Below are 19,132 nucleotides of genomic sequence, written 5' to 3' on the forward strand. Positions count from 1 at the left end.
GCAATTGGGGCTTATGAAGTGTTTAAACAGGTGGTGCTGGAAATTTACGCCCGGCTGAACCGGGATTACAATTTTGACAATCTGGTGCCAATTTACCGGATTCGGCGGGAGATTGGGGAGCGGGTTAGCCGCGAGATGTTCAACAAGTGGCTGATGGAAATGCAAGCCAAGGACATTTTTCAGCTGATGGCGGGAGAAGTGCCAGATATCACCCCCGATAAGCGCCAAGACTCGCTCGTCATTCCAGGAGGCGGATTGCGCTACTACGCCAAGCGCTTGAGTTAATGAGAGTTAATTAGACTGACCTGAATTCTGTTGCAGTTCCTTCCCCCAATCCGAATTACTATGGAAAATACCCCAGTTTCTCCGATGGAAGACCTCCACGCCGCCATCCAAAGCCGCAACCCATTTGACAAACCGGCGATTGTGAAAGATCCGGATGTCTGGGGGGAGGATTCCCTGATGTTCCCACCCTAAACGCTCACGCTTCTGATGCCGTTTTTCAGGCTCTTGAGTGGGTTCGGACAAGTCAATCCAGTCAGGATAAGGTGACTTCATTCGTGATAACTGCTCAGCAGGGCGTGGGGAAAAGTCACATCATCAGCCGGATTCGCCACCGGCTTGAGCGCGAGGGCGGTGGTGTATTTGTGTATGCCAGCGTCGATAAATATGGGGACTTGAATTTGATTAAGTCCCAATTCCAGAAAACTTTGGCAGAAAGCCTGAGAGAGCAAGGCAGTCAAGGAGTCATGCAGTGGCAAGAAGTGGCGACAGCGATGGTAAACAGCGTTACCAAAAAACCGCACTCACCCACTGAGATGATTGCCAATAAGTTTCCATTAGCCTTGGCCAAAAAGAAGAATTTGGTCGAAAGTTTGACGGGAGCGATTCTCAAAACCAAGCCTCATGCAGATCCTTATATTGTCCAGGCTATTTTGTGGACGCTCTCAGAGACTCGCGCACCGTTTGCAATCAAATGGCTGTCGGGTGAAGAGCTGGAGCAATCTCATGCGGCGGAGCTGGGATTGTCCAATCCTACAGTAACCAACCCGGAGCGAGAAAATAAAGCTCTGGATACGATCCGTCAAATCTTGAATTTGGTGACGGCTTACCAAACGGCAATTATTTGCTTTGACGAAATAGATGTCCTCAACAACTGCAATGAGGCTGGGCTGACAACGCCTCAGGTGGTGGCTGATTTAGTTAAAAGACTGTTTGATACAGTCCATCAATCGCCAAGCAGTAAAGGGGTTGTCTTTCTCACAGTAATGATGCCTGATACCTGGGCAAAGACTGTTAAGTTACTCGGAGGGGGAATACCGGATCGGGTTTCAGCCAAAGGAGCTCCCATTGATTTAAAACATCTGGGGGGAGATTATTTCGTTGAATTAGTCTCGCTGTGGCTGCAAGAGTTTTACCAGTCCCGCAGTTTAACGCCCCCTCAACCGCTCTACCCATTTGAAGAGACTCAACTCAGAGAATTTGCGGAGAAAAAACCAACTGTACGGGAAGCGTTGCGATGGTGTGAGGAGAACTTTAAGGTTCCCGCACCCCAACTTCCAGAAAACCCAGCTGAACGATTTGAACTGGCTCTCACGCGAGAGCTTGACGCGGATTTCAAAGAGCATCTAAAGGATAATTCCCGGATTGCTGAGGCGCTCAAATTTGGCTTTCATACGCTGGTAGGGCAGACGGTAGAAGGGGTGACGATTGAAGCCGTAACAGATGTCTTTGTGAGAAATGGCATCAAAGACAAATATATCAATTTCAAAGTGAACGGCCAAGAAAACGGCAAAACGGTCAAAATTGGCGTGGCTGTTCTGGAGAGCAGGTCTAACTCACTGGTGCATGGGTTGGAGCGGTTAAACAACTACAGAAAATATGATCTGACTCGGGGATGTTTAGTTCGTTCTCCAGAGAATAAAATTAATCGCAACTCGATGTCTTACTTCTGGCTGCAACAACTGACATCAAAAATGGGTGGTGAGTTAGTCCCACTAATAGAAGACCAAATCATCCCAATATTTGCCGTATATTCCGCCTTTCAAAAACGGGAAGCCTATAAGTTAAGCGAGGAGCAATTTTTCGAGTGTGTCTCTGAGAAGCGGCTAACGCTGGACAATCCTTTGCTGCGAGAAATTTTGAGCGATCCGTCCGGGAATATTCCCGAGGGTATCGTCGAGGATGACACTAAATCTGTAGAAGATTCTAGCGAAAAATCTGGGGACTCTCGCAAAGATGACTTGGACGATCTGGCTGATTTGTTTAATTAAGCATGAGCGAATCACTTATGCTGCAAACAGCGCTAGTTCTACCGGCTCCCGATGTGGAAGCCTTGGTCCAAGGGCGAACAATCTTAGCTATGCCTCGGATATTTATAAATCCGGGGCGAGCATTTTCCCTCTACCCAGCTGATGCCTCAATTAATTTACTCCCTCCCGAACGTTACTATAGATCAAATTTATTGCCTGTCGCTCAAACTTCTAGCAGTCAGCTGGGTGAGCAGACGGTGGCGATTAAAGCTTGGGCGAGGTGCGAACTCTGCCAAATCGTAGATGGCAGTGAATCTTTAGATTCCCTGTCGCGGCTAACAGGATTGACACCTGAGGCTTTACAGGAAACACTCGCGCAGCGGCAGCATATTTTTCTGGCTTACTTGCGCGTCTACCGGCTGCCTCAACCAATTGAGGTGCCGGTGAATTTCAACAGCCAGCAGATGATAGGGAAATTTGTCTCTTTGCCCGACACTCTGAGCGTGAGTGAATCTGTACCGGCACTCAGCGATTCTCAATTCGCCCACCGGCGGGTGAGGCTGGAAAAGCGAGAAGTGCCGGCGCATCCTGAATTGGAAGAATTGCAGGTGGAACTCGCCCAAATCGCCCTCACCAACCCAGCGGCTAAACAGCTAAACGAGGAACTCAAAATTTTTCTGGGTTGGCGTGGGGAGGTGCCGGTGAGTCAACCCGATGCAGATTGGGATTGGATTAGAACTATTGCTGAAGTTGGCAACTCCAGCGACGGTCAATCTTTTGAAAAGCTTGTCCGCCGCAGTTTCACCAAACTCGGTTTCTCCAACTCCAACCGCAAGCCAAAAGCCAGCCTCGACCCCAATGCAACCGGCGGCGCTGGGGGGTTAGATTTCTATTGCGAAACTCCCTATTCTGTGGTAGGAGAGTGTAAAGCCAGTAAAAATGAAAGTGTGCCGAATAAGGTGTCCGCCCAGCTTATCCATCTCGGTAACACTCATCTTGGCAAAGAACAGTTTGACCGCTCAATCAAGATAATTGTTGCGGCTGGCCCCTTAACTAGAGACGCTCAAAAGACAGCTGTTGGAAACCAAATTAATGTGATGCGCCCTGAAACTCTGCAAAGGCTGCTTGAACTGAAAGCAAAGCACCCTGGATCTATAGACTTGTTAGAGCTAAAGCCCTATTTGCAGTCAGCCCCTTTTGGTGAGAGGGCTGACGCTGAGCTGAACCGCTATATTGACAAGGTGTGGCAAAAGATTCGGGTGCGAGCGCACATTGTCGGGCTGGTGAAAGATTTCTTGGCCAAAAGCAAAAATGAAACGGTTGGGTTCAGCCAACTTCACGGGGTTTATGTCTATTCCAATCCACCTCAACCTCTGTTAAGTCGCGAGCAATTGCGGGATATTTTGATTGAGCTTTCTTCTCCTTTAACGGGTTATTTAGGGCGCGATGAGGCAAGTGACTGGGAGAGCGACTGCTTCTACTTCCTCCGCGAGTTGCCGGTGGATGGTTGAGAAAGAGCCGATTTGTGGGGTGCGTTGCTAAGAGTAATGAGTTTGTGGCGTATCAGGCGTCGGCGCGGGGTGGCGTGGTGCCGGTGCGATTCCCCTCGTTACCCTCGTTACCCTCGTTACCCTCGTTCCCAGGCTCCGCCTGGGAACGCCGTTTTGGAGGCAGAGCCTCCAAAAGGTTCGTAGTTGGGCTTTAGCCCTACCGGCTGCGTGCACGCCTAGGGGAGGTAGGGGAGTCAACCCCACCCCCTACCCCTGCGCGCGCACGGGAGCGGAGGAAGATTCTCCATTTGCTTAGCGAAGCCGTTTCTAGGATTAGCCTGGGAATTCAGAATTTTTTTTTCAAAACCTTCCGGATAGGCTCGGGGAACTGGGAAATAGCGTTCTATAAGTTTATCAGGGGCTAAGTTTTCAGTCCCTATCCCAACTATCAGGATCTATCAATATGTCGCCAAAATCTCACACTGCCAACGAAAATCATCACCCTGAAGCGCAAGTAAAAACTCGTCTCCTGCTTGCTTTATGGGATTTAGGGGAAGGTAATAATGAGGTTAACAAAAGTGACCTGACTGGCAAAGTCAAACGGACGGGTGAAAAATCGGGGGATTATCAGAGCCTGTATCAACTACTAGAGAAGGAAGGAGCGATTTCCATCGCCAAGGAAAAGCGAGTCGAGAAAATCTCGCTGACTGAGATGGGGCTGGAAATGCTAGGCGATGGTCTGAAAAAGTCTGAGTTCGAGGATGAGGCGAGTGGGGGAGCGCGAACCGTCAAGGCGCTGCTGAAGTGGATTCGCCATTTTGATAGTGCGGTGAGTGCGCCGGCGGCTCAAGTGAAGTCGGTGGTGCCGGCAATTGGGGCTTATGAAGTGTTTAAACAGGTGGTGCTGGAAATTTACGCCCGGCTGAACCGGGATTACAATTTTGACAATCTGGTGCCAATTTACCGGATTCGGCGGGAGATTGGGGAGCGGGTTAGCCGCGAGATGTTCAACAAGTGGCTGATGGAAATGCAAGCCAAGGACATTTTTCAGCTGATGGCGGGAGAAGTGCCAGACATCACCCCCGATAAGCGCCAAGACTCGCTCGTCATTCCCGGAGGCGGATTGCGCTACTACGCCAAGCGCTTGAGTTAATTAGAGTTAATTAGACTGTCCTGAATTCTGTTGCAGTTCCTTCCCCCAATCCGAATTACTATGGAAAATACCCCAGTTTCTCCGATGGAAGACCTCCACGCCGCCATCCAAAGCCGCAACCCATTTGACAAACCGGCGATTGTGAAAGATCCGGATGTCTGGGGGGAGGGATTCCCTGATGTTCCCACCCTAAACGCTCACGCTTCTGATGCCGTTTTTCAGGCTCTTGAGTGGGTTCGGACAAGTCAATCCAGTCAGGATAAGGTGACTTCATTCGTGATAACTGCTCAGCAGGGCGTGGGGAAAAGTCACATCATCAGCCGGATTCGCCACCGGCTTGAGCGCGAGGGCGGTGGTGTATTTGTGTATGCCAGCGTCGATAAATATGGGGACTTGAACCTGATGAAGTCCCAATTCCAGAAAACTTTGGCAGAAAGCCTGAAACAGCGTGGCAGTCAAGGGGTCATGCAGTGGCAAGAAGTGGCGACAGCGATGGTAAACACCGCTACAAAGACGCAGAATTCACCCACTAATATGATTGCCAATAAGTTTCCCTATGCCTTGGCTAAAAATAATAAGTTGATGGAACACTTGACGGAAGCGGTTCTCAGAAACAAGCCGCAGGCAGATCCTTATATTGTCCGGGCTATTTTGTGGACGCTCTCAGAGACTCGCGCACCTTTTGCCATCAAATGGCTGTCGGGTGAAGAACTGGAGCAATCTCATGCGGCGGAACTGGGATTGCCTAATCCTACAAGAACCAACCCAGACCGAGAAAATAAAGCCCTTGATACAGTCCGTCAAATCTTGAATTTGGTGACGGCTTACCAAACGGCAATTATTTGCTTTGACGAAATAGATGTCCTCAACAACTGCAATGAGGCTGGGCTGACAACGCCTCAGGTCGTTGCTGATTTAGTTAAAAGGCTGTTTGATACAGTCCATCAATCGCCCAGCAGTACAGGGGTTGTCTTTCTCACAGTAATGATGCCTGATACCTGGGCAAAGACTGTTAAGTTACTCGGAGGGGGAATACCGGATCGCGTTTCAGCCAAAGGCTCTCCCATTGATTTAAAATATCTGGGAGGAGATTCTTTCGTTGAATTAATCTCCCTGTGGCTGCAAGAGTTTTACCAGTCCCGCAATTTAACGCCACCTCAACCGCTTTACCCATTTGAAGAGACTGAACTCAGAGAATTTGCGGAGCAAAAACCAACTGTACGGGAAGCGTTGCGATGGTGTGCGGAGAACTTTAAGGTTCCCGCACCCCAACTTCCAGAAAACCCAGCTGAACGATTTGAACTGGCTCTCACGCGAGAACTTGAAGCTGATTTCAAAGAGCATCTCAAGGATAATTCCCGGATTGCTGAGGCGCTCAAATTTGGCTTTCATACGCTGACAGGGCAGACGGTGGAAGGCGTGACGATTGAAGCGGTAACAGATGTATTTGTGAAAGATGGCATCAAAGACAAATATATCAATTTCAAAGTGAACGGCCAAGAAAACGGCAAAGCGGTCAAAATTGGCGTGGCGGTTCTGGAGAGCCGGTCTAACTCACTGGTGTACGGGTTGGAGCGGTTAAACAACTACAGGAAATATGATCTGACTCGGGGATGTTTAGTTCGCTCCGCAGAAAAGAGAATTAATCGCAACTCCATGTCTCACTTCTGGCTGCACCAACTGACATCAAAAATGGGCGGTGAGTTTGTCCGACTAATAGAAGAGCAAATTATCCCAATATTTGCCGCATATTCTGCGTTTCACAAACGGGAAGCTTATAAGTTAAGTGAGGAGCAATTTTTTGAGTTCATATCTCAGAAGCGGCTCATCCTGGACAATCCTTTGCTGCGAGAGATTTTGAGCGCTCCCTCTGGTCATATTCCAGATGATGCTGTCGGTGAAGACAGCACAGATGACTTGGACGATTTGGGTGATTTGTTTAATTAAGCGTGAGCGAATCCCTTATGCTCCAAACAGCGCTAGTTCTGCCGGCTCCCGATGTGGAAGCCTTAATCCAAGGGCGAACAATCTTAGCTATGCCTCGGATATTTATAAATCCGGGGCGAGCATTTTCCCTCTACCCAGCGGATGCCTCAATTAATTCACTCCCTCCCGAACGTTATTATAGCTCAAATTTCTTGCCTGTCGCTCAAACTTCTATCAGTCAGCCGTGCGATCAGCCGGTGGCGATTAAAGCTTGGGCGAGGTGCGAACTCTGCCAAATCGTAGAGAGCAGTGAATCTTTAGATGCAGATGCTCTGTCGCGTCTGACAGTATGGACACCTGAGGCTTTGCAGGAAACACTCGCGCAGCGACAGCGTATTTTTTTGGCTTACTTGCGCGTCTACCGGCTGTCTCAACCAGTTGAAGTGCCGGTGAATCCTAACAGCCAGAAGATGATAGGGAAATTTGTGCCTTTGCGCCCTACTTTGAGGGAAACAGAATCTGCACCGGCACTCAGCGATTCTGAATTCACCAACCGGCGGGTGAGGTTGGAAAAGCGAGAAGTGCCGGCGCATCCTGAATTGGAAGAATTGCAGGCGGAACTCGCCCAAATCGCCCTCACCAACCCAGCGGCTAAACAGCTAAACGAGGAACTCCAAATCTTTCTGGGTTGGCGTGGGGAGGTGCCGGTGAGTCAACCCGATGCGGATTTGGATTGGATTAAAACTATTGCTGAAGTTGGCAACTCCAGCGACGGTCAATCTTTTGAAAAGCTTGTCCGCCGCAGTTTCCTCAAACTCGGTTTTTCCAACTCCAACCGCAAACCAGAAGCCAGCCTAAATCCCAATGCAACCGGCGGCGCTGGGGGGTTAGATTTCTATTGCGAAACTCCCTATTCTGTGGTAGGGGAGTGTAAAGCCAGTAAAAATGAAAGTGTGCCAAATAGTGTGTCCGCCCAGCTCATTCATCTGGGTCACACACATCTCGGTGCGGAACAGTTTGACCGCTCAATCAAGATAATTGTTGCCGCTGGCTCCTTAACTATATACGCGGAAAATGCAGCTGTTGGAAACCAAATAAATGTTATGCGTCCTAGAACTCTGCAAAGGTTAGTTGAACTGAAAGCAAAGCACCCTGGTGCTGTAAACTTGTTAGAGCTAAAACCCTATTTGCTGCAAACTCCTTTTGGTGAGGGGGCTGACACGGAGGTAAACCTCTACATTGACAGTGTGTGGGAAAAACTTAAGCTGCGTTCGCATATCATCAGTCTGGTGAAAGATTTCTCGGACAGAACAAACGGTCAAAGTGTTGGGTTCAGTCAGCTTCACGGGGTTTATGTCTATTCCAACCCACCGCAACCTCTTTTAAGTCGCGAACAATTGCGGGATATTTTGATTGAGATTTCTTCTCCTTTAACGGGTTACTTAGGTCGCGTTCGGGCAAGTGACTGGGAGAGCGATCGCTTTTACTTTCTCCGCGAGTTGCCGGTGGGGGGTTGAGAAAGAGCCGGGTTGTAGGGTGCGTTGCTCTTAGCAACGCACCTACTAATATGATAATATAACTTGTGGCAGTCAGGCCAGCAAACATGGAAAACTCTCAGTCCCAAACCCCCTCACCGGCACTCAATCGCATTGCCGTCATCGAGGGGGATATCACTCGGCAACGGGTGGATGCAATTGTCAACGCCGCCAACAGTTCCCTCCTGGGCGGTGGCGGTGTTGATGGCGCAATTCACCGCGCCGCCGGTCCGCAACTCCTGGAAGAATGCCGGCAGCTCAAAGGCTGTCGCACAGGAGAAGCCAAAATCACTCAGGGCTACAAACTTCCCGCTAAGTGGGTTATTCATACCGTTGGCCCAATTTGGCAAGGTGGCTTTCGCAACGAGGATGAGCTATTAGCTCAGTGCTATCGCAATAGCTTGGCGCTGGCAGAAGTTCACGGCATTAAAACGATTGCCTTCCCCGCAATTAGCACCGGCATTTACCGGTTCCCGATGCAGCGAGCCACTGGCATCGCCGTCACTGAAGTTAAGAACTTTTTAGAGGAAAATGCCTCGCTTGAAAAGGTTATCTTTGTTTGCTTTTCACCCCAAATAGCGAATTGCTACTTGCAAACACTCAGGGAAATAACCGGCGCGACTTGAGGGGAGTAAGATCGTCATGGGGCGCACCTCCGAAGCGCGAATTGCCGGCTGGACTGAGTGCCGGTATCCAAAATCACCCAAGCCGGCACCCCAAATCTGGGAAAATCAAGAACAATCCCTAACCGTCTTTGCAGACAGAGGAACGCTCAATGGAAATCCCCGAAATCACTGCCCAACTCCTAGCTGCCAAAAAAGCTAAGGGACTCAGCTTTGCCGATTTGGAAAAAATTCTCGGGCGCGATGAGGTGTGGGTTGCCGCCCTCTTCTACCGGCAAGCCACCGCCTCCCTTGAAGAAGCCCAAAAACTCGCAGACGCCCTCGGACTCGGAGCGGCTGCCGCTGAACCGCTCACCGAGCCCCCCCTGAAAGGCTTGGGCCCAGTCGTCCCCACAGATCCGCTGATTTACCGGTTCTACGAAATCATGCAGGTCTACGGCATGCCGCTCAAGGCCATCATCCACGAGAAGTTCGGCGACGGCATTATGAGCGCCATTGACTTGTTTCAATCCCGTTTCCGGGATTCAGCTGGCCAAAAATTATCCGCTCCCGCAACCTGCTGAAATCATTGTCGCATTCATTTGGGCAGATTTGCACAACGGGGATGCTCCCCATCGACTTCACCCTGGATGTGGACAAAGAACCCGACCCCAAGGGCGAGCGCGTCAAAATCACCATGTCCGGCAAGTTCCTGCCCTACAAGAAGTGGTAGCCCTCTCCCTATAGGGCCACAAGCACCGGCACAGCGCCGGCTGAGAGCCCACTCCGCCGGCGTCCCACCGGCGCGCTAGTCCGTTTTACTCTGGGTACATTTGCCATTTTTGCGAGAAAACGGTAAAATTAGATACAGAAATGAAATAGTTTTACCTCATGCACCTCTCAAATTCCGACAGGTCCAGCTATCCCAGGAGAAGCGCCGATATGAAACTCACCTATCGGGGTGCCAGCGCGGCATACGAACTCCCCACCACCGACATGCTCGAAGGCGATATTGGCGGGACATATCGGGGGCAGCCGTGGAGATTGCGCTATCCCAGACACATGCCCGAGGTCCAGCCGATTGCCGAGCTGAAATATCGGGGCGTGCCCTATGGCACTGGCCAGCCGGCACAACCCGAAGCTCGCGTCCCACCGTCCGCCGCACTCTGGCAGATGGCAGCCTTCATCCCCAAATCCCGCAAAGCCCTCCTCTGTGAAACGGCCAAAATTCACCGCGCCAATCTCTACCACAACTTGGAGCGGCGCATGCAAGCAGCCATTGCCCGGGGGGACAAAAAACTGCTCCAGCTGCTAGAAAGCGAGTTCCAGCAGCTGGCTTGCTGAAGCGCACCCCTCTTCTCCGGGGCGGGGCTGGTCCCGGTTCAGCCAGACGCCCCGCAAACCGGCTCGGGTGGCTCCAAGCCAGTCTTCTCTATAACTGTCGCCAATGTGCAGGGCTGCTTCCGCTGAGCAGTCATGTTTTTGCAATGCGGCGGCAAAAATTTGGGCGTCTGGCTTCGCCGCACCCACCTCGGTGGAAACAGTCACCGAGGTGAAAAACTCGGCCAGATCCAGCGCCCGCAACACTGGGCGCAACCGGGAATCAAAATTCGACAGCACGCCGAGCTGGATACCTTGCTCGCGCCACCGCTCTAGTGCCGGTCGCACATCAGGATAGACAGCCCAGGGCTCGGCGGTGGCGAAGTGGCCATACAGTTCGGCAAAGAAACTGTCAAAGTTGGCGAACTGGTTGAGAGCACCGGCACGCTCGAAGGTGCTGCGGGCGACGGCGAGCCACCACTGGAACTCCCGCTGGGGAATCTCCGCCGGCTCAACCCCCGGAAAGCATGCCGGTGCCGATGCCTTGAAGCTCTCGAAAAAGGCCCGATTGAGCGCCGGCGCTGAAACCTCAACCCCACACCGGCTCGCCAGCCGGCCATACACCTCGCCCACACTGCCCCGCACGCCAAACAGGGTGCCGGCGGCATCTAAAAAAATCACTTTCGGTCGCATTGCAACTTTGGATGTTCGATCGCTGGATTGCTACTACCATCTCACACCCACCTGCCAAACCCAGTCCCCCCGCCCGATGAAAATCTCCCCCCCGCTCGCTTTTCAGGCCCGGAGAGCAATAAAACGATTTACGACTAAATGATTTTCAAAAAAGTCCGAATTCAGACCTGTTTTGTATATATGCTTTCTTCCGGATATTATCAAATTTCCTCCTGACCTGTCCCCTAGAGGCCCATCTCCGCGTCCCGCACCGGTTCAAAACTCTGCTTTTAATTTGCATATTCAAGAGAGGGGGCCTAGCCTACAGGGTTGCATTTCCAGGAGTAGCCTGGGGGCGAGAGAGTAGAGATGGATAGCGCGAATTAAATGCGCAACAGCTTGTCGCTGGGTGCCTGGGTTGAGAAAGGAGGCAGAGCCAAAGAGCGTTGCGCTCCCAGGCGGAGCCTGGGAACGAGAGAGTAAGCAGCTTGCCGCCAGAGATAGCGCCTAGAGTCAGGAAAGCATGTCTTGCAGGGGCTGAGCCATCCAGTTGAAAGCGACTTTCAGCTGGTGGTCAAAGGTGGGCATGCGGTAGAGGTAGGTGAGACGCCGCGCCAGGTTGGCGAGAGGGCCATCGAGTTTGACGCCCAAGCCGGTGAGGGTGGCGCTGTCCATTCCCAAGGTCATCATTTCTCCCAGCCCCTGGTAGCGGAAGGGCAGCAGGGGGCGATCAGTGAGAGACGCCCAGATATTCCAAGCGACATAATCCGCTTGCTGCATGGCAGCTTGGGCGGTTGCCGGCACTCGCTGGCCACCGGCATCCAGGCAGTCGGCCAAGTCTCCCAGGGCGAAGATTTCTGGGCGCTCTGCCACTTGCAGTGCCGGTGTGGTGACCAGCTGTCCGCGCTGGTTCTGCTTGAGGGGGAGCGATCGCACCGCCGGCGCTACCCGCGTCCCCACGGTCCACAGCACCAAATCCACGGGGATGATGTCCACCTGTCCTTTGTACAGGAGGGAAATGGTGTCTGCGGCGATCGATTGCACTGACGTTTCGAGATCGATCCAGACACCCCGCTCTTCCAGCGCCTTGGTGGCAGCTTGCCGGTTAAACTCGCCAGAGGTGCGCAGAATTGTGTCCGTTTGCTCAACCAGACGCAACCGGCTCCGTTGGCCCAGCCGGTCTGCTAGCTTGCACGCCACCTCAACGCCGCTGTAACCGGCACCGACAACCGCCACCCGAATAAAATCTCTGTCTGACGCCTCCAGCACTCGCAGTCGGTCTTCCAGGCGATAGGCGTCGGCAATGGTGCGGAACGGCAAAGCGTGCCGGTCGGCACCCGGCACCCTGTCCAGAGGCGTTTCCCCGCCGAGGGCGAGCACCAGCCGGTCGTAGGGGAGATCGTGACCGTCCTGCAGGCGCACTTCCTTGGACTCTATATCAATTTTAGCCACCTCGGCTTGATAGAAGCGGACGCCGGTGTTGGCCAAGAGTTCTGCAAACGGTGGGGCGATCTCCCAGGAACGCAGTTCGCCGGTGACGAGTTCGTACAGCAGGGGCGAGAACAAAAAGCGGTCATTTTGATCCACCAGCACAATTTCCGGTTTCTCTGGCTTTGTCCAGGGGAACTGACTCAATCGCAGAGCCGTGTAGAGACCTCCAAAGCCTCCACCGAGAATGCAAATGCGTGCGGGCTGTTTTGTCATAGGTGTTTGAGCGGGCGATCTGTTGCGGGTTGCACTCCTCTCACTTTAGCGAGAAACAGAGAAGTCTGGGAATGGGCATCACGCATGCATGGCATTGGGCATCACGCATGCATGGCATTTCCTCGTTCCCAGCCTGAGGCTGGGAACGCCTGAAAGGAGGCTCCGCCTCCCTCTCTCCTAGCAATTAAGGTTCTCAGTTGGATGAAGTACGCATAAGAAACCCGGTTTCTTTAAGAAACCGGGTTTTTCAGTCTCTCACTAATAAGAGAAAGGCTATATTTATCTGTCTTTGGATAGATGATACTCTCGGTTTAGGGAGGCAAAAATATAAAAGTTTCTCTGAAGGTCGGTTTGCACCGGCACGAAGCGGAGCGTGGGATGTAAGTCCTGTGGGGGGAGAGGTTGGAGGGTGCGGGGGTGGCTGTGCGGCGAGAGCTCACCCCTAGTGCTGGCACCATGCCTGGAAGTGCTAGCTATCGGCTGAGCGGGTTGAGTCGGCAAGCTGGAAAGCGTTTTCCATCGCCATTCTCTGCTCAGCGTTGCGCAGGAAGTAGCCGCTCATCATTGCGGAAGCCAGAAGCTGGCCTAGATTTTCGCGGCTGGTGGAGATGGTGACATTAAAGTGCTGCGGCGGTAAGCCTCCCAACATTTCTACAATGTTGTCCTCCATGACTTTAAACACTTCAGCGTTAGAGGGGTTGGACAGTTGCGCCACGGTTTCTGGGCTCATGGACTGAACATATTGCCACAACAAGTTGCCGCCTTCCGACTCGCTGCCAAAAAATTTTGGGGCTCGATTTGACAGATTGGTCACGGTTTTTACCTGCAATTTATAGATGTGTTTGCGCTCTGGATACTAATTTAGCAAGGGCGGCAGGGGGGCAAAGTGAGCCGAACCGAACCGCAGGCGGCGGATTCTCCCACCACCGGCGCGTCGCTGCGCCCCATCTGGGCGCTAGCACCGGCACTCTTATGGGGTGCTGGGAGTTCGGGGCTTGTCCCGCTCCGGGCGGGGGCAATTGGCCCGCCGGTCGGGGGCAATTGGCCCTCCCCTAGAGCTGCCGGTGGGGATATAGCGGTTTTCAGTGAAGTACATGCCAGAAACCCGGTTTCTTTAAGAAACCGGGTTTCTGAGTGCCTCACTCAGATGAAAATCGCTATAAAATATTCATATTGCACAATAAAGGGATGATTGAAACTTTTTGCGCCGGTCCAGCCGAACCCGGCACCCAACCCCTGCCCCGCATGCGGGAAGGGGGCTAGGAGGGGCTCATCCCGCGCTCTGTGCGACGCTTAAATACGGCTACCCGTCTGCTAGATTTAACTCACTTATGCCTTTTGGCCAGTTCTCTCAACTTTGGCAATCCCGGAAAATGAGGCGCGTTCGCACTCCGGCGCTGCTGCAAATGGAAGCGACTGAATGCGGCGCTGCCTCTCTAGGTATTATTCTGGGGTATTACGGTCGCGTGGTGCCCCTGGCTGAGCTGCGGCGCGAGTGTGGGGTTTCGCGAGACGGCAGCAATGCTTTGAATGTTCTCAAAGCTGCTAAGAATTATGGCTTGAATGCTAAGGGATTTAAGAAAAATCTGGACAGTGTGAGAGCTACTGAACCTCCCTACATTGTGTTCTGGAATTTCAATCACTTTCTGGTGGTGGAGGGGTTCGCTGGGGATAGGGTCTATTTGAACGATCCGGCGGCGGGGCGCAGGAAGATTTCTCTGCAAGAGTTTGACCGCGCTTACACCGGCGTGGTGCTGGTGATGGAGCCGGGACCGGATTTTAAGAAGGGGGGGAAGAAAAGAAATACTTTCTCGGCTTTGGGGGAGCGCCTGCAATTTTCTTGGGGGATTATTATCTCTTGTCTTGTGGCGGGGCTGCTGCTGACGGTCCCCCGGTTGGCGGTGCCGGCTTTCTCTCAAGTATTTGTGGATGAAATTCTGGTGGCGGAGCGAACGGAGTGGTTGCGCCCCCTGGTTTTGGGGATGCTTTTCACTGCGGCTGTTCGCGGGGTTCTGGCTCGCTTGCGCCTGCTCTATTTGCGGGGGCTGATGGTAAAATTGTCGGTGGTGATGTCGGGGGAGTTTCTCTGGCACATCTTGCGGCTGCCGGTGGGGTTTTACGCTCAGCGCTATGCGGGGGAAATTAGCAGTCGGGTTCAACTTAATGATAAGGTGGCGCAGGTGCTATCGGGGCGTCTGGCTACGACGGCAATTGATGCGCTGATGATGGTGTTTTATTTTCTGATTATGCTACAGTATGACTGGCTGCTCACCGGCATTGCGTTCGGGTTTGCCGGTGTGAACTTCCTGGCGCTGCAGTTGCTGTCGCGGACGCGGGTTGATGCGAATATGAAGCTGGCTCAGGAATACGGTAAGGTTTCTGGGATGGCGATTGCCGGCATCCAAATGATAGAAACGCTGAAGGCTTCGGGGCTGGAGTCGGACTCGTTCTCTAAGTTTGCCGGCTACTACGCTAAGGCGCTCAACGCCCAGCAAGAATTGGCTTTGCAGAGTCAAATCCTGACGGTGCTGCCGGCTATTTTGACGTCGCTGACGACTTCTGCTATATTGATGGTGGGGGGGTATAAGGTGATGGCAGGAAGCCTCAGCGTTGGCATGCTGGTGGCTTACCAGAGTTTGATGGCGAGTTTCCTGGAGCCGGTGAGCAGTTTGATTAATTTTGGCAGCACGCTGCAAGATTTGGAAACTGATTTGGATCGCTTGGATGATGTCCTGCAAAATCCGGTCGATCCGGAAGTGGCGCGAGGGGAGGACAAGTCGTCGGGCGCGGCTCAATTCGCAGCGCCGATCGCGAAGGAGCAAGTTTCTTTTCGCTTGCAGGGCTATGTGGAATTGCGGAATGTGACGTTTGGCTACAGCCGCGTGGCTAGCCCTCTGATTGAGAATTTTAGTTTGAGTTTGAAGCCAGGACAGCGCGTGGCGATTGTCGGGGGTTCGGGTTCGGGGAAGTCTACTGTGGTGAAGCTGATTTGCGGTCTTTATGAACCGTGGGAGGGGGAGATTTATTTTGATGGGGTGCCGCGCTCGCAGCTGCCCCGATCTATTATAGCAAATTCTGTGGCAATGGTGGAGCAGGATATTTTTCTGTTTGCGGGGACGGTGCGGGAAAATCTGACGCTCTGGGACCCGACTGTCCCGCAAGCGGATTTGGTGCGGGCTTGCGAAGATGCGGCGATTCACGATTTAATTGTATCTGGGTCTGGGGGGTATGAGGCGGCTTTAATTGAGGGGGGGATGAATTTCAGTGGCGGACAGCGCCAGCGGCTGGAAATCGCGCGGGCTTTGGTGAGAAATCCGGCGGTGCTGGCGCTGGATGAGGCGACGAGCGCTCTGGACGCTCAAACTGAATTGGCGATTGACAGGAATTTGCGCCGGCGCGGTTGCTCTTGCATTGTGGTGGCTCACCGGCTGAGCACAATTCGCGATTGCGATCAGATTATTGTGCTGGAGCGAGGGAAAGTGGTGCAGCGCGGAACTCACGAGCAGTTGTGGCAGTCTGGGGGGAAATATGCTGCTTTGATCCGCTCTGAACACTGAGTTTAAGGGGCATGGGGCATGGGGCATGGGGCATTGGGCTTTCCCCTAAACCCTAACCTCTAAACTCTAAACCCTAAACCCTAACCGCTAAAACCTAACCCCTAAACCTTAAACCCTAACGATGGAAATTTTGTGCCGGCTTAAAGGAAATGAACCGCTGCTACTAGATGACCCAAAAAAGGTGTGGGTAATTTTGTCGGGCAGTGTGGCGCTATTTGCGACGAAAGTTAAGGACAATTTGCCTGAGGGTGAGCGCCGCTATCTGTTCAGTGCCGGTGCTCTGGAGGCTCTGTTTGGGGCGGCGCTTGATGGGGGTGATCAGGGAGAAAGTGGGACGCAGATTGGGATTTTGGCGGTGGCGGTTGAGGCGACTGAACTGTCCCAATTTTCAATGGCGGATTTGGGGGCGCAGGTGGCGGCGGGTGAGGCGGGGGCGCTGGCGCTGGTGAGAGGTTGGGTGCGGCATTTGGGGGAGACGGGGTGCTGGGAGTATCCTGAGGCGAATTCTCGGGGAAATTTGTTGCTGAAGGAGCCGGTGAGCGCTGCGGAGGTGCCGGCTTTTTTGGCGGGTTCGCACGCGGATTTTTTCCGGTATTTGAATTGGCTGGAGCGGGAGGAAACTGAGGCGGCTTTTCGCCGGTTTGTTGAGCGGGAGCGCGTCAACCGGCAAGCGGTGAGCGGGGCGCTTTTGCAGCTGGCGGCGGCGCTGCAACCGCAGCGGGTTGAGCCGCCGGTTCAGGAGGGCGCGCCGCTGCTGGCGGCGGCGGGTGCGGTGGGGCGGGCGCTGGGGATTGAGGTCCGCCCACCGGCTCAGTCGGAAGACTGGAGCACGCTGAGGGAGCCGGTGGGGGCGATCGCTAGGGCGTCGCAATTTCGCACGCGGCGGGTGACTCTGGAGGATGGCTGGTGGCGGCAGGAATGTGGCCCTTTGCTGGGCTCTATCGCTGCGGACAGCCGCCCGGTCGCCCTGCTGCCGGCTGGGCGCGGTTACCTGCTGCTGGACCCGGCGAGCGGGCAAAAGGTGCCGGTGGGTGAGGCGGAGGCGGCGACTCTGGCGCGGAACGCTTACATGTTCTACCGGCCTCTGCCCAAGGTGGCGGACAAGCCGGTGGGGCTGTTGCAATTTGGCATCCGGGGCTACGAAAAGGACGCCGCCGGCATTCTGGCGATTGGGGCGATCGGCTCGCTGCTGGGGATGGTGGTGCCTCAGGCGACGGCAATTTTGGTGGACAGCGCCATTCCGGACAGCGATCGGGGGATGCTGTGGCAGCTGGGTTTGGCCCTGTTTGCGATCGCGTGCGGGCAGTCTGCGTTTCAGATGTCGCGCGGGATTCTTTCCCTGCGGGTGGAAAATGCCGCCGACAGCGCTTTGCAGCCGGCAATTTGGGACCGGCTGCTGCGATTGAGTCCGGGGTTTTTTCGCCAGTATTCTTCGGGGGATTTGCTCAGCCGCACGATGTCGGCGAGCGCTATCCGCCAGAAGCTTTCTGGAGCGACGCAGCGCACCTTGCTCAGCGGGGTTTTTGCGCTGCTGAATTTGTTTTTGATGTTTGCTTACAGCTGGCAGCTGGCTTTGGTGGGGGTTGGGGTTTCGCTTTTAGCGGTTTTGGTGACGGGGGTTTCTGGCTATTGGGCAGTCCGCAAATCGCGCCAGCAATTGGATTTGGATGGGGCGATTAATGGGCTGGCGGTGCAGCTGATTAATGGGGTGGCGAAACTGCGGGTGGCGATGGCTGAAGGGCGGGCGTTTGCGGCGTGGGCGAATAAGTACAGCGATCGCGTCCGACTGGAGGTGAGTTTGCAGCAAATTAATGATGCGGTTGCTATTTTTACTGAGGCGCTGCCTTTGGTGACTTCGGCGGTGCTGTACTGGGTGGGGGTGCAGCCGGTTGAGATATCTCAGCAGGGGGGTGGCGGGCTGACTTCGGGTGCGTTTCTGGCGTTTAATTCGGCGCTGGGGATTTTTCTGTCGGGGGCGATTGATTTGAGCAATACGGCGATTGGGCTGTTAGGAATTGTGCCGCTGTGGAAGCGAACGCTGCCGATTTTGCAGGCGCAACTGGAATATGACTCCGCGAAGGCAAATCCGGGGGCGCTGGGGGGGCGGGTTGCTCTGGATCGGGTTTCGTTTCGCTACCAAAAAGATGGGCCGGCGGTTCTGGATGGGGTGAGTTTGCGCGCGGAGCCGGGGGAATTTGTGGCAATTGTCGGGCCTTCTGGGAGTGGGAAGTCAACGATTTTGAGATTGCTTCTGGGGTTTGAAACTCCGGAGTCGGGCGGGGTGTTTTATGATGGTAAAAATTTGGCGGAATTGGATTTGGTGGCGGTGCGCCGGCAGTTGGGGGTGGTGCTGCAAAATGGTAGAATAGGTGCGGGTTCGATTTTTGAAAATATTGCGGCGGGGGGGCTGGTGTCGCAGGAGGAAGCTTGGGTGGCGGCGCAGATGGCCGGTTTTGCTGAGGATATCCAGCAAATGCCGATGGGTTTGCACACGGTTGTCAGTGAGGGGGGGACGAATCTTTCGGGGGGTCAAAGGCAGCGGTTGCTGATTGCTAGGGCGCTGGTGAATAAGCCGAGGGTTATTTTTCTGGATGAGGCGACAAGCTCTCTGGACAACCGCACGCAGGCGATTGTGACTGAGAGTTTGGGTAGGTTGAATGCGACGCGAATTGCGATTGCGCACCGGTTAAGTACGATTCGCAATGCTGACAGGATTTATGTGATTGAAGCGGGGCGGGTGGTGCAGGCGGGTGCGTTTGAGGAGTTGGTGAGGCAGGAGGGGCTGTTTGCGGAATTAGTGGCGCGACAGATGGAATGATAGGTTTGTAGTTGGGCTTTAGCCCGACCAGATCCTCTACTGCCGGCGAAGTTTTCACAGGTGGCGGTTGCCCGCATTTCGGAAGCGACTGCCTCCTGTGAAT

General features: G+C 53.7%; 17 protein-coding genes and 1 pseudogene. 15 read left to right on the plus strand and 3 right to left on the minus strand.

From position 1 onward, the window contains the following. The 12 genes and pseudogenes from OSC10802_RS0136370 to OSC10802_RS0136410 form a co-directional block, all read left to right on the plus strand. Nucleotides 1-285: pseudogene (locus OSC10802_RS0136370) on the plus strand (hypothetical protein); the annotation flags it as partial. Between the two features lie 60 nt (nt 286-345). Next, entirely contained in the window at nt 346-477 is a 132-nt protein-coding gene (locus OSC10802_RS56075) for a hypothetical protein (RefSeq protein ID WP_017721677.1), read from the plus strand. Between the two features lie 83 nt (nt 478-560). After that, the gene (locus tag OSC10802_RS43510; RefSeq protein ID WP_017721678.1) at nt 561-2,273 is read left to right on the plus strand and encodes a hypothetical protein; all 1,713 of its coding nucleotides are present in this window, start codon (nt 561-563) and stop codon (nt 2,271-2,273) included. A 2-nt stretch (nt 2,274-2,275) separates the two neighbouring features. Continuing rightward, nucleotides 2,276-3,763, plus strand: coding sequence for a DUF1802 family protein (locus tag OSC10802_RS0136380; RefSeq protein ID WP_026099113.1), 1,488 nt, complete (start codon nt 2,276-2,278; stop codon nt 3,761-3,763). A gap of 442 nt (nt 3,764-4,205) precedes the next feature. Then, nucleotides 4,206-4,895, plus strand: a complete 690-nt coding sequence (locus tag OSC10802_RS0136385) for a hypothetical protein (RefSeq protein ID WP_017721680.1) — start codon at nt 4,206-4,208, stop codon at nt 4,893-4,895. Between the two features lie 60 nt (nt 4,896-4,955). Then, the gene (locus OSC10802_RS0136390) at nt 4,956-6,842 is read left to right on the plus strand and encodes a P-loop NTPase fold protein (protein ID WP_017721681.1); all 1,887 of its coding nucleotides are present in this window, start codon (nt 4,956-4,958) and stop codon (nt 6,840-6,842) included. Between the two features lie 2 nt (nt 6,843-6,844). Further along, nucleotides 6,845-8,338 carry a DUF1802 family protein gene (locus OSC10802_RS0136395; protein WP_026099114.1) on the plus strand — a complete coding sequence of 498 codons (1,494 nt, stop codon included), beginning with the start codon at nt 6,845-6,847 and terminating at the stop codon, nt 8,336-8,338. An 86-nt stretch (nt 8,339-8,424) separates the two neighbouring features. Then, entirely contained in the window at nt 8,425-8,982 is a 558-nt protein-coding gene (locus tag OSC10802_RS0136400) for an O-acetyl-ADP-ribose deacetylase (protein ID WP_017721683.1), read from the plus strand. Nucleotides 8,983-8,998: 16 nt separating this feature from the next. Then, nucleotides 8,999-9,181 (plus strand): hypothetical protein, encoded by a 183-nt coding sequence (locus OSC10802_RS52285; RefSeq protein ID WP_155969212.1) that lies wholly within the window; start codon nt 8,999-9,001, stop codon nt 9,179-9,181. Next, the gene (gene cynS / locus OSC10802_RS43515) at nt 9,132-9,542 is read left to right on the plus strand and encodes a cyanase (protein WP_082218493.1); all 411 of its coding nucleotides are present in this window, start codon (nt 9,132-9,134) and stop codon (nt 9,540-9,542) included. Before OSC10802_RS52285 ends, cynS begins: the two co-directional genes overlap by 50 nt. 41 nt (nt 9,543-9,583) lie before the next feature. Then, entirely contained in the window at nt 9,584-9,691 is a 108-nt protein-coding gene (locus tag OSC10802_RS56080; protein WP_071593422.1) for a cyanase, read from the plus strand. A gap of 209 nt (nt 9,692-9,900) precedes the next feature. Further along, on the plus strand, nt 9,901-10,302 hold the full coding sequence (locus tag OSC10802_RS0136410) for a DUF4278 domain-containing protein (RefSeq protein ID WP_017721684.1): 402 nt from the start codon (nt 9,901-9,903) through the stop codon (nt 10,300-10,302). On the opposite strand, the gene OSC10802_RS0136415 is transcribed toward OSC10802_RS0136410, so the two are convergent. The 3 genes from OSC10802_RS0136415 to OSC10802_RS0136425 form a co-directional block, all read right to left on the minus strand. Further along, nucleotides 10,270-10,971 carry an HAD-IA family hydrolase gene (locus tag OSC10802_RS0136415; RefSeq protein ID WP_017721685.1) on the minus strand — a complete coding sequence of 234 codons (702 nt, stop codon included), beginning with the start codon at nt 10,969-10,971 and terminating at the stop codon, nt 10,270-10,272. The genes OSC10802_RS0136410 and OSC10802_RS0136415 overlap by 33 nt on opposite strands. Before the next feature lie 492 nt (nt 10,972-11,463). After that, on the minus strand, nt 11,464-12,654 hold the full coding sequence (locus OSC10802_RS0136420) for an NAD(P)/FAD-dependent oxidoreductase (protein ID WP_017721686.1): 1,191 nt from the start codon (nt 12,652-12,654) through the stop codon (nt 11,464-11,466). A gap of 469 nt (nt 12,655-13,123) precedes the next feature. Then, nucleotides 13,124-13,468, minus strand: coding sequence for a DUF760 domain-containing protein (locus OSC10802_RS0136425; protein ID WP_017721687.1), 345 nt, complete (start codon nt 13,466-13,468; stop codon nt 13,124-13,126). 72 nt (nt 13,469-13,540) lie between these two features. Here OSC10802_RS0136425 and OSC10802_RS52290 point away from each other — a divergent pair, with 72 nt between their 5' ends. The 3 genes from OSC10802_RS52290 (at nt 13,541) to OSC10802_RS0136445 (ending at nt 19,029) form a co-directional block, all read left to right on the plus strand. After that, nucleotides 13,541-13,846, plus strand: a complete 306-nt coding sequence (locus OSC10802_RS52290; protein WP_155969214.1) for a hypothetical protein — start codon at nt 13,541-13,543, stop codon at nt 13,844-13,846. Nucleotides 13,847-14,027: 181 nt separating this feature from the next. Further along, nucleotides 14,028-16,211: an NHLP family bacteriocin export ABC transporter peptidase/permease/ATPase subunit gene (locus OSC10802_RS0136440; protein WP_232731911.1), complete on the plus strand. Its 2,184-nt coding sequence runs from the start codon at nt 14,028-14,030 to the stop codon at nt 16,209-16,211. 121 nt (nt 16,212-16,332) lie between these two features. Next, entirely contained in the window at nt 16,333-19,029 is a 2,697-nt protein-coding gene (locus tag OSC10802_RS0136445; RefSeq protein ID WP_017721691.1) for an NHLP bacteriocin export ABC transporter permease/ATPase subunit, read from the plus strand. Nucleotides 19,030-19,132 lie beyond the last annotated feature (103 nt).

This window comes from Kamptonema formosum PCC 10802 (genome assembly GCF_000332335.1).
Lineage (GTDB): Bacteria > Cyanobacteriota > Cyanobacteriia > Cyanobacteriales > Oscillatoriaceae > Oscillatoria.

Excerpts from the sequence above, each read along its gene's own strand:
- OSC10802_RS0136445 (WP_017721691.1), top strand. The coding sequence starts at position 16,333 with ATGGAAATTTTGTGCCGGCTTAAAGGAAATGAACCGCTGCTACTAGAT.
- OSC10802_RS56080 (WP_071593422.1), top strand. The coding sequence starts at position 9,584 with ATGCTCCCCATCGACTTCACCCTGGATGTGGACAAAGAACCCGACCCC.
- OSC10802_RS0136420 (WP_017721686.1), bottom strand. The coding sequence starts at position 12,654 with ATGACAAAACAGCCCGCACGCATTTGCATTCTCGGTGGAGGCTTTGGA.
- OSC10802_RS0136400 (WP_017721683.1), top strand. The coding sequence starts at position 8,425 with ATGGAAAACTCTCAGTCCCAAACCCCCTCACCGGCACTCAATCGCATT.
- OSC10802_RS0136380 (WP_026099113.1), top strand. The coding sequence starts at position 2,276 with ATGAGCGAATCACTTATGCTGCAAACAGCGCTAGTTCTACCGGCTCCC.
- OSC10802_RS0136390 (WP_017721681.1), top strand. The coding sequence starts at position 4,956 with ATGGAAAATACCCCAGTTTCTCCGATGGAAGACCTCCACGCCGCCATC.
- OSC10802_RS0136385 (WP_017721680.1), top strand. The coding sequence starts at position 4,206 with ATGTCGCCAAAATCTCACACTGCCAACGAAAATCATCACCCTGAAGCG.
- OSC10802_RS0136440 (WP_232731911.1), top strand. The coding sequence starts at position 14,028 with ATGAGGCGCGTTCGCACTCCGGCGCTGCTGCAAATGGAAGCGACTGAA.
- OSC10802_RS56075 (WP_017721677.1), top strand. The coding sequence starts at position 346 with ATGGAAAATACCCCAGTTTCTCCGATGGAAGACCTCCACGCCGCCATC.
- OSC10802_RS0136415 (WP_017721685.1), bottom strand. The coding sequence starts at position 10,971 with ATGCGACCGAAAGTGATTTTTTTAGATGCCGCCGGCACCCTGTTTGGC.
- OSC10802_RS52285 (WP_155969212.1), top strand. The coding sequence starts at position 8,999 with ATGGGGCGCACCTCCGAAGCGCGAATTGCCGGCTGGACTGAGTGCCGG.
- OSC10802_RS0136410 (WP_017721684.1), top strand. The coding sequence starts at position 9,901 with ATGAAACTCACCTATCGGGGTGCCAGCGCGGCATACGAACTCCCCACC.
- cynS (WP_082218493.1), top strand. The coding sequence starts at position 9,132 with ATGGAAATCCCCGAAATCACTGCCCAACTCCTAGCTGCCAAAAAAGCT.